The sequence below is a fragment of the Delftia sp. BGA-UO-ETr-SB1 genome (assembly GCF_059567865.1).
Window position 1 is genome coordinate 874272 of record NZ_JCAQOW010000006.1, and the last position, 12519, is coordinate 886790.

Genomic DNA, 12519 nt, shown 5'->3' on the forward strand with positions numbered 1-12519 from the left:
CGGCATCATCGGGGCATCAGGCCTTCGGCATGTCGCCCACCGGGGCGGCATGCCCGGTGGCCACGATGGCCTGGACCAGCAGGGCGATCAGCGTGTCCTGCAGGGGCGACGGCGCCGCCGCCTCCAGCGAGGCAATGGCCAGCTGGTAGCGGATGCGCGGCCTGAACGGGCGGCTGGACAGGGCGCCGGGCTGGCAGTAGCTGGCCAGCAGGCCGTTGACCATGGACACGCCCAGGCCCTGCGCCACATGGGCGCAGGCCTCGCCCACGGAATGCACCTCCACGGCCACGCGCGGCTGCACGCGCGCATGGCGAAAGGCCATGTCGATCTCCTGGCGGATCTCGCGCTGGCGGCCCAGCAGGATCAGCGGGGCGTCCACCAGATCTGACGGCGTCACCTCGTCCAGCGCCTGCAGCGCATGGCCTCTGGGCATGATGCAGACGGCCTCGGACTCCAGGCAGGCCCGCGTGCGCAGGCCGGGCATGGTCATGGGCAGGCGCACCAGGCCGATGTCGGCATCGCGGCTCAGCAGGGCCCGCTCGGTCTCGGTATAGGAGCCCGACAGCACTTCCAGCACCACGTCGGGATGCGCCTGCATGAACTGGTGGGCAATGGCCGGCATCAGCGAGGTGGCCAGGGTGCCGGGCACGGCCACCTTGAGCAGCCGGCGCTTGAAGCCGCCCAGCCGCAACTGCTCGGCATGGCGGCGAAAGCACTGGGCCGAATCCATGAGCACCTGGGCGTCGTGCAGCAGGGCCTCGGCCTCCTGCGTGGGCACCAGGCGGCCTTTTTCGCGGATGAAAAGCCGCAGGCCCAGGTCCTGCTCCAGCTGGGCCAGCAGGCGGCTGATGCCGGGCTGGGACAGCCCCAGGCGCTCGGCCGCACCCGTGGTGGAGCCGCTGAGCATGATGGCCTGGAAGGCTTCGAGTTGCTTGAAATTCATGGGTTGTACAGGCGGTGCTTGCATGATGGCAGCGCGGCCGGGGGCGCGCACGGCGCATCACGAATCGCATAGGGTAATACGCGTCCGTCATACCGTTGTGGTGGATGCGGGGGCTCCTGAGAATCGGCGGCGTCAGAACACGCACAACACAAGGAGCAAGATTCCATGAAGGCCCTGCCAAGCATTGCCGCCGTCTGCAGCCTGTCCATCGCGGCCCTGGGCCACCCGATTGCGCATGCGCAGGACATGCAGGTCTACGGCCAGATCCGGCTGACCGTGAACCACCTCAAGACCGGCAATGCCGGCTCCACCATGGAAGAGCGCGACAACGCCTCGCGCCTGGGCTTTCGCGGCAAGGAGGAGCTGGGCGGCGGCCTGCAGGCGCTGTTCGGCATGGAGATGGGGCTGGATGCGGACACGGGCTCGCTGACCACGCCGGCCTTTCGCAACAGCTACGTGGCGCTGCGCGGCAGCCTGGGCACGGTGGCCCTGGGCCGGCTGGACTCGGCCAATCCCACGGGCTCGCCGCTGTACTCGCAGGTCACGGGCATCACCTCGTTCGCGGCCAATGACGCCGGGGCCACGGCCATCGGCACCTCCATGCTCAATGCGCGCAACCGCACCTCCAATTCGCTGGGCTACCAAAGCCCGTCGTGGGGCGGCACGGTGTTCCGTGCGCGCTACTACCTGCGCGGCGATGCCAAGGCCCCAGGGCTGGAGGACGACGCCAGATCGCTGGACCTGGGCCTGAGCTACGCCGCAGGCCCGTGGACGGCCGGCCTGGGCTACGCCAAGGACACGCGCGCCGGGGGCCTGCTGGCCAACGAGTTCGACAGCAAATGGCAGATGGGCCTGCGCTACAGCTTTGGTGCCATCGAGCCCTATGTGCTGCTGGGCCGCGACCGCTTCAACCACAAGCCCGGCGTCTCGCGCGCCGACGTGGACTACTGGATGCTTGGCACGCGGCTGCGCCATGGCGCGCACGCCGTGGTGCTCAACCTGATGCAGCGCGACGTGCAGACCTCGCTGACCGGCAAGCGCAGGCGCCAGCAGCTGGCCTATACCTATGCGCTGTCCAAGCGCACCGAACTGCAGGCCTTCGTGGACCACGACGGCGTGGACTCCAGCCGCCCCAACGTGGCCGTGCGCGCCATCGGCGCGGGCGTGCGCCATGACTTCTGACCGTCCTGCACACCCGCATCAAGAATGGAGATTCCCATGACCCACTTCCAACGCTTCCTGTCCATGGCTTTCCTGGCACTGGGCCTTGCGCCCTTGCCCGGCCATGCGGCCGAATTCCCGGAAAAGCCCGTGCGCATCGTCGTGCCGTTCCCCGCCGGTGCCGCGGCCGATGCCGCCATGCGCGTGGTGGCCCGCAAGATGTCCGAGCTGTGGCGCCAGCCCGTGGTCATCGACAACCGCCCCGGCGTGCATGGTTTCCAGCTGGTGTCCTCCGCGCCGGCCGATGGCTACACCCTGCTGCTGGGCGCGGGCTCGGGCATGGTGACGGCGCCCCTGCTGTCCAGCAAGCTGTCCTACAACCCCTCGCGCGACTTCGTGCCCGTGGGGCGTGTGCTGATCAACGTGCCCATCCTCACCACGCACCCCAGCCTCAATGTGAGCACCGTGCAGGAGCTGGTGGCGCTGGCGCGCAAGAACCCCGGTGCGCTGAACTACAGCTCCAGCGGCAACGGCACGCCAGGCCATCTGTCCATGGAAATGTTCCAGGCCGCCACGGGCACGCGCATGCTGCAGATCCCCTACAAGGGCGGCGCGCCCGCCGTCAACGAACTGGTGGGCGGCCATGTGCAGCTGGGCATCAATGCCGTGCCCAGCGTGGTGCTGCAGATCAAGGCCGGCAAGCTCACGCCGCTGGCCGTGGCCAGCGCCACGCGCTCGCGTGCGCTGCCGCAGGTGCCCACCATGGCCGAGGCGGGCGTCAAGGACTTCGAATACGACATCTGGTATGCGCTGTTCGCGCCCACCGGCACGCCGCCTGCGGTGGTGGCCAAGGTCAATGCCGCGCTGGTGCGCTCGCTGCAGGACCGTGAAGTGGCCAAGTCTCTGGAGGCACAGGGCGCCGAGCCCGCGCCCACCACGCTCCAGGAGCTGGCGCGCTTCATGCAGGAAGACACGGCGCGCTGGGCCAAGCTGGTCAAGGAACGCAACCTCAAGCTCGACTGAGCGCCAGCAGAATGAGCAACACATCAATCACCCGCCTGGGCGGCGTGGTCCGCCATAGCCTCGTCGTGCCCATGCGCGACGGCGTGCGCCTGGCCACCGACCTGTATCTGCCCGAGAGCCTCGGCCCCTACCATCCCGGCCCGCTGCCCGTGCTGCTGGAGCGCACGCCCTACGGCAAGAACGAGGAAACGCGCCGCGAGCGCAGCGCGGCCAACCCCCTTCCCATGCGCCGGGGCGAGGTGGCGGCCCGCTTTGCGCGCGAAGGCTATGCCGTGGTCGTGCAGGACTGCCGGGGCCGCTTCGGCTCCGAAGGCCAGTTCACCAAATACCTGGGCGAGGCCCACGATGGCGCCGACACCCTGCAATGGATCATGGTGCAGCCCTGGTGCAACGGCAGCGTGGGTACCTACGGCCTGTCCTACGCCGCGCACACGCAGACTGCGCTGGCCACGCAGAGGCCGCCGGGCCTCAAGGCCATGTTCCTGGAATGCGGCGGCTTTGCGAATGCCTACCGGGGCGGCATACGCCACGGCGGTGCCTTCGAGCTGAAGCAGGCCGTCTGGGCCCTTCGCAATGCGCGCAGCGGCAGCAACCACTTGGAGCCCGCAGCGCGCCAGGCGCTGGAGCAGGCCGACATCGGCCAGTGGTGCCTGCGCCTGCCCTGGTCGCGCGGCGACTCGCCGCTGCAGTGGGCGCCCGAGTACGAGGACTACCTGTTCAGCCAGTGGGAGCGCGGCAGCTTTGACGACTACTGGCGCCAGCCCGAGCTGTACGCTGCCGGCCACTACGGCGCCTTCGACGGCCTGGCCGTGATGCTGATGTGCGGCTGGTGGGACCCGTATGCGCAGACCACCACGGACAACTACCTGGGCCTGTCGCGCGGCAATGGCCGGGTCCGCATGGTGCTGGGCCCCTGGACCCATGGCGAGCGCAGCGTCCCGCATGCGGGCGATGTGGATTTCGGGCCCGATGCCGTGCTCGACGGCGCGCTGGCCGACGACTACGTGGCCATGCGCCTGGCCTGGTTCGACCACTGGCTCAAGGGCCGGCCCATGCCCGCGCGCCAGCAAGCCGCCGTGCGCTACTTCCGCATGGGCGGCGGATCGGGCGCGCGCACGGCCCAGGGCCGGCTGGACCACGGCGGGGCCTGGCGCAGCGCCGACCACTGGCCCGTGCCCGGCACGCAGCCCACGGCCTGGCACCTGCACGCCGACGGCAGGCTGGCCCGCGAGCCCGCGCCGCAGCCGGGCGTGCGCAGCTACCGCTTTGACCCGGCCTGCCCCGTGCCCACCCTGGGCGGCTCCACCACCTCGGGTGAGCCGCTGATGTTCGCAGGCGCCTACGACCAGGTCACGCACGAGAGCACCTTCGCCGCCCGCCCGCCCTACGGCCCGCTGTCCGAGCGCGGCGACGTGCTGGTGTTCCAGACCGAGCCGCTGCAGCAAGACCTGGAGGTCACGGGCACCATCACCATCGAGCTGCAGGTGTCCTCGTCCGCGCCCGACACGGACTTCACCGCCAAGCTCATCGACCAGTACCCGCCCAGCGCCGACCATCCGCAGGGCTATGCGATGAACATCACCGACGGCATCCTGCGCTGCCGCTACCGCAACTCATGGGAGCAGCCCGAGCTGATGACGCCCGGCGAGGTGGTGGCCATCACCATCGAGCCCATGCCCACCTCCAACCTGTTCCGCAAGGGCCACCGCATCCGCCTGGACATCTCCAGCAGCAACTTCCCGCGCTTCGACGTGAACCCCAACACCGGCGCGCCCGAGGGCAGTGCGGGGCCCAGGCAGGTGGCGGTCAACAGCCTGCATCTGGGCGGCTGCCATGCCTCGCGCATCGTGCTGCCGGTGGTGGCGGTCTAGGCGGGGAACACGCGGGTTTGGCTGCCTGGCATGTTTCGCAATTTGGTTGTACCATGCAACCAAATTGCGAAGGAACATCGCCATGGACATGCAGCAGCGTCAGTTGGAACTGGCCGGCCCCCTGCCGGCCCTTGTACCATCTGGGCGGCTCCGGGGGCGTGTCTGCCTGGTGGTGGGCGCCACCAGCGGCATAGGCCGGGCCACCGCCCTGCGCATGGCCGAGGAGGGCGCCGCCGCCGTGGTGGTCACGGGGCGCCGCCGTGAGCTGGGCCTGGAGCTGGAGCAGGAAATCCGGCAGCGAGGGGCAGACGGCCTTTTTCTGGCCTGCGATGCAACGCGGCAGGAGGACATGGCGGCGGTGGTGGAGCAGGCCGTGGCGCGCTTCGGGCGGCTGGACGCGGCCTTCAACAATGCGGGCTTCCAGGAGCGCCGTGCCGCGCTGGCCGAGCAGGATGACGCGGTCTTCTCCCAGGTCTTCGACACGAATGTGCGTGCGGTCTTCCACGCCATGCGCCATGAACTGGCGGCCATGCTGGCCACGGGCGGCGGCACCATCGTGAACAACACCAGCGTCAGCGGCATACGCAATCCCAATCCGGGCCTGTCGCTGTACGGGGCCTCCAAGGCTGCGGCCCTGTCGCTGACCCGCGCCGCCGCCATGGAGTACGCGCCGCGCGGCATCCGCATCAATGCCGTTGCCCCTGGCCGCGTGGTCACGGACATGATGCTGGGCTCGGGCATTGCCGACATGCATGCCGTGGCGGCGGGCCTGCCGCTGCGGCGCATGGGCCATCCGCAGGAGGTGGCCACGGCCGTCGTCTGGCTGATGTCGGACGAGGCGGCCTTTGTGGTCGGGCACTGCCTGGCGACCGATGGCGGCTTCCTGGCCGGATGAGCCTGCCCGGGGCAAGTCCGTTGCGCGAAGTGAGCACTACCGGGTTTGATATGATGACTGTATAAAGATACAGTTTTCGAGCGGCCTGGCTGCCCGATCTGCCAGGCCCATGCTCCCTCCCCACCGCTTCTACTACCTGCACAACTTCCAGCGCGCGCTGGACTGGATTGGCCAGCGTTACGGCGATCTGCTGGACGCGCCCGAGCAGGCATTCCTCACCCGTTTCACGCAGCTGCCCCAGCCCTCGCAGGCGCTGATGGTGCGTTTGCTGATGCGGCGCGGGCCGTGGTTTCGGGCCGGCAAGCTGGTGTACGAAGAGATTCCCGGCATTGCCGAGGCAGCCGCGCCCCTGCTGGAGCTGGGCTGGCTGGACGCGGACCACCCCATCGCGCTGGAGGAGCTGTTTGCGCTGCACACCAAGCCCGAGCTGCTGCAGCTGTTCGCAGGCGCACCCGTTCATTCAGGCCTGCGCAAGGCCGAGCTTTTGCAGGCCCTGCAGCCCCTGCATGAGGCGCCCAGGCCCTATGCGCAGTGGCAGCCCCAGGGCGTCGGAGCCGGCGAAGCCGCCTGGCGCGTGATGGTGGGTGCGCTGTGCGAGCGCTTTCGGCTGATGTTCTTCGGCAATCTCTACCAGGACTGGTCGGAATTCGTGCTGGCCGACCTGGGCGTGTTCCGCTACGAGGCCGTGGCCTTCGATGCGGCCTCGCGTGCCTTCCAGTCGCGCGACGATGTCGATGGCTACCTGGCCCTGCAGGCCTGCCGCGCGGCGCTGGATGAGGGCGTGGAGATCGATGCGCTGCTGCAGCAGGTCGCCGGCTGCGCCAGCGGCAATGCCTGGCTGGAGCAGCGCCGCGCCAAGGTGCTGCTGCGCATAGGCCAGGCCTGCGAGCGCATGCAGGACTGGGAGCGTGCCGAGCAGGCCTATGCGCAAAGCCGCTACCCCGGCGCCCGCCACCGGCGCATGCGCGTGTACGAGCGCATGGAGCGCTTTGCCGATGCCATGGCGCTGGCCCAGGCCGCCCAGGCCCAGCCCGAGAGCGACGAGGAGCTGCAGCGCGTGGCGCGCATGCTGCCGCGCCTGCGCCGCAGCCTGGGGCAGGGCGCGCGCGGGCGTGCGGCGGCGCTGGCGCCCGTGGTGGCGCAGATGCGCATGGACGTGGAGCTGGAGCTGCCGGCGCGGCCCGCATCGGTCGAATACGTACTGCGCGACCACTGGCACAGCGACGCCGCGCCGGTGTTCTATGTGGAGAACGCGCTCATCAACTCGCTGTTCGGCCTGCTGTGCTGGCCGGCCATCTTCGCGCCGCTGCCGGGCGCTTTCTTCCACCCGTTCCAGAGCGGCCCGGCCGACCTGTCCGCACCCGACTTCGTGCAGCGCCGCGCAGCCTTGTTTGAGGAATGCCTGGCGCATCTGGACGATGGCAGCTGGCGCGAGGTCATCGTGCAGCGCCATGCCGACAAGCAGGGCCTGCAGTCGCCCTTCGTGTTCTGGGGCACGCTGAGCGCGCCGCTGCTGGCGCTGGCGCTGGACTGCATTCCGGCCGCCCACCTCAAGCTGTTCTTTGCGCGGCTGCTGCGCGACGTGCAGGCCAACCGCACGGGCTTTCCCGATCTGGTGCGTTTCTGGCCGGCCGAGCGCCGTTACGAACTGGTCGAGGCCAAGGCCCCCGGCGACAAGCTGCAGGACAACCAGATCCGCTGGCTGCAGTACTGTGCCGAGCACGGCATTCCCGTGCGCGTGTGCCATGTGCAGTGGCGCGGCCAGCCGCTGGGAGAGGCCGCGTGAGCTACACCGTGGCCGTGCGCGCGCTGTGCGAGTTCACGGCACGCGCGGGCGACCTGGACCTGCGCTTCACGCCCGCGCCCAGCGCGCTGGAGGGCATGGCCGGCCACAGCCTGGTGCAGTCGCGCAGGGGCAAGGACTACGAGACCGAGATCAGCCTGGCCGGTGAGTACGGCGACCTGCGCGTGCGCGGCCGTGCCGACGGCTTCGACGCCCAGGCTGGCCAGCTCGAGGAAATCAAGACCTACCGGGGCCAGATCGAGGGCGTGCGCGCCCACCACCGCGCCCTGCACTGGGCCCAGGCGCGCATCTACGCCCATCTGCTGTGCCAGGCGCGCAGCCTGCAGCGGCTGCGCGTGGCGCTGGTGTATTTCAACGTGGGCAACTCGGAGGAAACCGTGCTGGTGCAGGAGGAAGACGCGGCCACGCTGCGCGCCTTCTTCGAGCAGCAATGCGCGCTGTTCCTGGACTGGGCGCGCAGCGAGGCCGCCCACCGCGCGGCGCGCGAGGCGGCGCTGGCCGCGCTGCGCTTTCCCATGCAGGGCTTTCGCGCGGGCCAGCGCGAGCTGGCCGTGTCCGTCTACCGCGTGGCGCGCGCGCAGCAGGGCGGCCAATGCCTGATGGCGCAGGCGCCCACGGGCATCGGCAAGACGCTGGGCACCATCTTCCCCATGCTCAAGGCCATGCCCGACCAGGGCCTGGACCGGCTGTTCTTCCTCACGGCCAAGGGCACGGGCCATGGCCTGGCGCTGCAGGCGCTGGCCAGCGTGAACCGGCAGATCGCCGAGCAGCACCAGCCACCGCCGCAGGAACCGGCTGCGCCACAACCTCCGCCCTCGCCACCCGCGCCACCCGCAAGGCTGCGCGTGCTCGCCATCCTGGCGCGCGACAAGGCCTGCGAGCATCCCGACAAGGCCTGCCACGGCGACTCCTGCCCGCTGGCGCGCGGCTTCTTCGACCGGCTGCCCGCCGCGCGAGCCGCCGCGCTGCAGCAGGCGCCCTGGGACCCGCCTGCCGTGCGTGCCGTGGCGCTGGCGCACGACATCTGCCCCTACTACCTGGCCCAGGAACTGGTGCGCTGGAGCGACGTGGTCGTGGCCGACTACCACTACTTCTACGACAGCGCCGCCATGCTGTACGCGCTCACCCAGGCCCAGCAATGGAAGGTGGGTGTGCTGGTGGACGAGGCCCACAACCTGCTCGAGCGCGCGCGCCGCATGTACACGGCCGAGCTGTCGCAGTTCGCCCTGGCGGCCGCCCGCAAGTCGGCCACCGGTGCCGTGCGCAAGGCGCTGGACCGGCTCAGCCGCAGCTGGAGCGCGCTGAACAGGGAGCAGACCGCCAGCTACCAGGCCCATGAGGAAGTGCCCGCAGGCCTGCTGGGCACCGTGCAGCGCGCCGTGGCCGCCATCGCCGACGCCAATGCCGACAGCCCCATGCTGCCCGGCGACCCGGTGCTGGATTTCTACTGGGAGGCGCTGCAGTTCATGGCGCTGGCCGAGCAGTTCGGCGGCCATGCGCTGTTCGATGTCCACCTGCTGCCCGGGCGCCCAGGTCTCCGTCGCGCGCCGGCCTCCACGCTGTGCATACGCTGCGTGGTGCCCGCGCCCCACCTGGCGGCACGCCATGCGGCGGCCCATGCCTCGGTGCTGTTCTCGGGCACGCTGAGCCCGCCGCACTTCTACCGCGACATCCTGGGCCTGCCCGAAGGCACGCACTGGCTGGAGGCCGACTCGCCCTTCCAGGCCGACCAGCTCGATGTGCAGGTGGCCGGCCACATCTCCACGCGTTACCGCGACCGCGACCGTTCGCTGCGGCCCATCGCCGACCTCGTGGCCGCGCAGTACGCGCGCCGGCCCGGCAACTACCTGTGCTTTTTCAGCAGCTTCGACTACCTGCAGCGCGTGGCCGAATGCCTGCAGCGCGCGCATCCCGATCTGCCGGTCTGGCTGCAGACCCCGTCCATGGACGAGGAGGGTCGCGCGGCCTTCCTGGCCCGCTTCACCGAAGCCGGTCAGGGCGTGGGCTTCGCCGTGCTGGGCGGGGCGTTCTCCGAGGGCGTGGACCTGCCCGGCGAGCGCCTCATCGGCGCCTTCGTGGCCACGCTGGGCCTGCCCCAGGTCAATCCCGTGAACGAAGAGATGAAGCGCGCCATGGATCGCCAGTTCGGCGCGGACAAGGGCTATGACTACAGCTACCTCTACCCGGGGCTGCGCAAGGTGGTCCAGGCCGCAGGCCGCGTCATCCGCAGCGAGCGCGACCGCGGCGTGGTCTTTCTCATCGACGACCGCTATCGGCGCGGCGAGGTGCAGGCGCTGCTGCCGCGCTGGTGGCGGGTGGAGGGCATGCGATGATCCGGGGCCGCACCAGTCCACGACTGCCATCCCATACCCATCCAGTCCCCCATCCCGTCCCCATCCAGGAGCCTTCCGAATGCCCCGCATGCGCTGCGCCATCCTTGCATTGACCCTGGGCCTGCTGGCCGGTGGCCCGGCTGCGGCAGGCGTGGTGCAGCCTGTGCCTGACAGGCAGGCCAGCGAGAACAAGATGCCGGCCTATCCCAAGGAAGCCAGGCGGCTGGAGCAGGAAGGCAAGGTGGTGCTGCGGGTTCTGGTGGGCGCCAGCGGAAAGGCACTGGCCGTGGATGTGGCAGACAGCAGCGGCTATCCTCTGCTCGACCAGGAGGCGCTGGACGCCGTGCGGACGTGGCGCTTTATCCCCGGCACGCGCGACGGCGTGCCGGACAGCATGTGGACGCGCGTGCCCGTCACCTTCCTGCTGAAATAGCGGGCCTGCCAAGTGTGTGCCGGGTCTGAGCCATGCGGGGGCCGATGTTGTAGAGGGTGCAAGCCTCAACAAGGGTTGTCGCTTCCCGGGCATTCACTGCATGGCCCACTGCATTGCTCCCTGCAGCGTCCGCCTGTTCGGCGCTGTAGGTTCACCTTTACCTCACTGCAGATTGATGGCCAGCAGGCTCTTATTGGGTCTGGCGATGTAGAGCAGGCCGTTGTCGGATACGGCCAAGCGTCCGCTGGCCGGCAACTGCCAGACTATCTTGCGGGTCGCTGGGTCCACTGCGTGGGTGTAGTTGCCCTTTTCGGCTGACAGATTGGATATGAAAATCAGGTTGTTGACGGCAACGACTTGGTAGGTGAGGCCGTTGATGTTGATGGGATTGTTGTCGCCCGTCAGCGGCATGGACCACAGCAGAGCTCCGCTATCGCCCGCATAGGCGTGCAATTGCCTTGGCTCGCCTGATCTGAACGGATCGAAGACCAGATAAGCCACTCCGTTGGCCACGATCGGGACGCTGAGGAAGTTCTTCTTCATGGTCCACAGGCGCTTTTTCTGTGAGATTGAAAAGCTGCTGATCGTGATTTCGCTGTAGCCGTAGCGCGCGGCGAGTACCCGGTCAGCGCCATCCAGCACCGTGGTGCTGGGGGCTTTCTCCGTGAAGGCGTACGGGATGTTCTGGGGATCGTCCAGCACGATGGCCCGACCGCCGTCCTCGCGCCGCTTGATCACCAAGCTGGCTTCCGCTTGAGCCGAGACATTTTTCTGCATCGAATAGACATGCTGGGCATCGACGGCGTCCACGCGCTCGCCTTGATAGAAGATGGGAAGCTCAGGCTCCATCCAGCGCACCGTGGCGGTCGCGGCATCCACACGGCGCTGCTGCTCGCCAACATAGACGGAATCGGCATCTCCGGTAAGCCAGAGGCTGGATTCACGGCCGGTTGTCACCGGCTTTTCCTCTGCCACGATGGCTCCGGTAGCGGCATCCAGAGTCTTCAGTGACGATTGGAACGACCGCACCTGGGACACGACATGGCCGGCGGAAAGCACCGGATTACCGAAAAAGGGGAGAGGCCGTGTCCAGGCGACGTTGCCGTCGGCCTCGTTCAGCGCTACGACGGCCTCGTCAGCGCCTGAGTCGCCGTTGAAGACCACGTGCGAACCGGTGGTCAGCATTTCACTGCTGGAGCCATCCGCTCCCGTGGACTTGGCCCGCATCCAGCGCAGGCTGAAGTTCGCAGGATCAAGCCACTTGCTCGTTGCGACATAGCCTGTGTGCCCCGCATTGCCTTGGAAATTGGACCAAGTCGAGGCGCCATCGAGCTTGCTCAGCGGCTTCAGATTATCTGAAGTCGAGATGATGTTGAGTTGGTAGGGCAGCTTCCAGGGCGATCCTGGATAGGGGGAGGCGCAGACAGTGGGGTCATCGCGGCAGAGAGATACGTTGATGAAGCCTGAGCGCTTGCCGCTGGCTGCGCTCTCGGAGATCTTGAGTCGGGCCCGATACTGGCGGGCACCCAACTGCTCCAACGCCACTTCGGGAGAGAAGTCAGCCGTGACTTCCAGCCGCAGATTCAATTGTTCCTGGATGCTGGAGGAGGCGGTGCCGACGACTTGCAGCGTCAGCGACTCTGCCTGCATGACAGTAGCCTCCAGCCGGGGAGGGTCGAATGTCAGAATGCCATTGCCGCCATTGCCGCCATTGCCGCCATTGCCGCCATTGCCGCCATTGCCCGGCTCGGTGGGTGGATTGACCACGGGAGGTGGATTCTCGGTGCTGCCTCCGCCTCCACCACCACAAGCCGTCAGAATCAGGGCAATCAAGATACCTATTGCATTTTTCATTTCATTTGCCTTCGTCGCTCACGCCAAGTCGTCCCTAGGTCGCTACTTTCGGGAATGAAAACACGGTCATGGCGCAAAGCCGCGATTGTGCCTCGATATTGCCGAGTGGCCTCCCTCCAGACTGCCCCAGGCGTCCAGGCCGGCGCTGGGCATCGCGTCGTTGATTAGCGGTTGGCGCCGACCTGCTTTCAGTCCAGGCTGG

Annotated in this window: 9 protein-coding genes; 7 read left to right on the top strand and 2 right to left on the bottom strand. The window is 68.5% G+C overall.

What is annotated here, in order from left to right; genetic code table 11:
- Window positions 1-16 precede the first annotated feature (16 nt).
- Window positions 17-943, bottom strand: coding sequence for a LysR family transcriptional regulator (locus AC57B5_RS22765; protein WP_207442446.1), 927 nt, complete (start codon window positions 941-943; stop codon window positions 17-19).
- A 165-nt stretch (window positions 944-1108) separates the two neighbouring features.
- Here AC57B5_RS22765 and AC57B5_RS22770 point away from each other — a divergent pair, with 165 nt between their 5' ends.
- From AC57B5_RS22770 to AC57B5_RS22800, 7 genes are all read left to right on the top strand, one after another.
- The gene (locus AC57B5_RS22770; protein ID WP_012207617.1) at window positions 1109-2125 is read left to right on the top strand and encodes a porin; all 1017 of its coding nucleotides are present in this window, start codon (window positions 1109-1111) and stop codon (window positions 2123-2125) included.
- A gap of 36 nt (window positions 2126-2161) precedes the next feature.
- Window positions 2162-3127: a Bug family tripartite tricarboxylate transporter substrate binding protein gene (locus tag AC57B5_RS22775; RefSeq protein WP_496400384.1), complete on the top strand. Its 966-nt coding sequence runs from the start codon at window positions 2162-2164 to the stop codon at window positions 3125-3127.
- Between the two features lie 11 nt (window positions 3128-3138).
- Window positions 3139-4998 (top strand): CocE/NonD family hydrolase, encoded by a 1860-nt coding sequence (locus tag AC57B5_RS22780; protein ID WP_496400385.1) that lies wholly within the window; start codon window positions 3139-3141, stop codon window positions 4996-4998.
- Between the two features lie 82 nt (window positions 4999-5080).
- Window positions 5081-5893: an SDR family NAD(P)-dependent oxidoreductase gene (locus tag AC57B5_RS22785; RefSeq protein WP_496400386.1), complete on the top strand. Its 813-nt coding sequence runs from the start codon at window positions 5081-5083 to the stop codon at window positions 5891-5893.
- Window positions 5894-6002: 109 nt separating this feature from the next.
- The gene (locus AC57B5_RS22790; protein ID WP_496400387.1) at window positions 6003-7679 is read left to right on the top strand and encodes a VRR-NUC domain-containing protein; all 1677 of its coding nucleotides are present in this window, start codon (window positions 6003-6005) and stop codon (window positions 7677-7679) included.
- Entirely contained in the window at window positions 7676-10030 is a 2355-nt protein-coding gene (locus AC57B5_RS22795) for an ATP-dependent DNA helicase (protein ID WP_496400388.1), read from the top strand. Before AC57B5_RS22790 ends, AC57B5_RS22795 begins: the two co-directional genes overlap by 4 nt.
- Before the next feature lie 79 nt (window positions 10031-10109).
- Entirely contained in the window at window positions 10110-10463 is a 354-nt protein-coding gene (locus AC57B5_RS22800; RefSeq protein WP_099732732.1) for an energy transducer TonB, read from the top strand.
- A gap of 162 nt (window positions 10464-10625) precedes the next feature.
- Here the strand turns inward: AC57B5_RS22800 and AC57B5_RS22805 are convergent, their stop codons facing one another.
- On the bottom strand, window positions 10626-12317 hold the full coding sequence (locus tag AC57B5_RS22805; RefSeq protein ID WP_496400389.1) for an outer membrane protein assembly factor BamB family protein: 1692 nt from the start codon (window positions 12315-12317) through the stop codon (window positions 10626-10628).
- Window positions 12318-12519 lie beyond the last annotated feature (202 nt).

Coding starts and splice junctions, on each gene's coding strand:
- AC57B5_RS22805 (WP_496400389.1), bottom strand. CDS start 12,317: ATGAAAAATGCAATAGGTATCTTGATTGCCCTGATTCTGACGGCTTGT.
- AC57B5_RS22790 (WP_496400387.1), top strand. CDS start 6,003: ATGCTCCCTCCCCACCGCTTCTACTACCTGCACAACTTCCAGCGCGCG.
- AC57B5_RS22780 (WP_496400385.1), top strand. CDS start 3,139: ATGAGCAACACATCAATCACCCGCCTGGGCGGCGTGGTCCGCCATAGC.
- AC57B5_RS22775 (WP_496400384.1), top strand. CDS start 2,162: ATGACCCACTTCCAACGCTTCCTGTCCATGGCTTTCCTGGCACTGGGC.
- AC57B5_RS22800 (WP_099732732.1), top strand. CDS start 10,110: ATGCCCCGCATGCGCTGCGCCATCCTTGCATTGACCCTGGGCCTGCTG.
- AC57B5_RS22770 (WP_012207617.1), top strand. CDS start 1,109: ATGAAGGCCCTGCCAAGCATTGCCGCCGTCTGCAGCCTGTCCATCGCG.
- AC57B5_RS22765 (WP_207442446.1), bottom strand. CDS start 943: ATGAATTTCAAGCAACTCGAAGCCTTCCAGGCCATCATGCTCAGCGGC.
- AC57B5_RS22785 (WP_496400386.1), top strand. CDS start 5,081: ATGGACATGCAGCAGCGTCAGTTGGAACTGGCCGGCCCCCTGCCGGCC.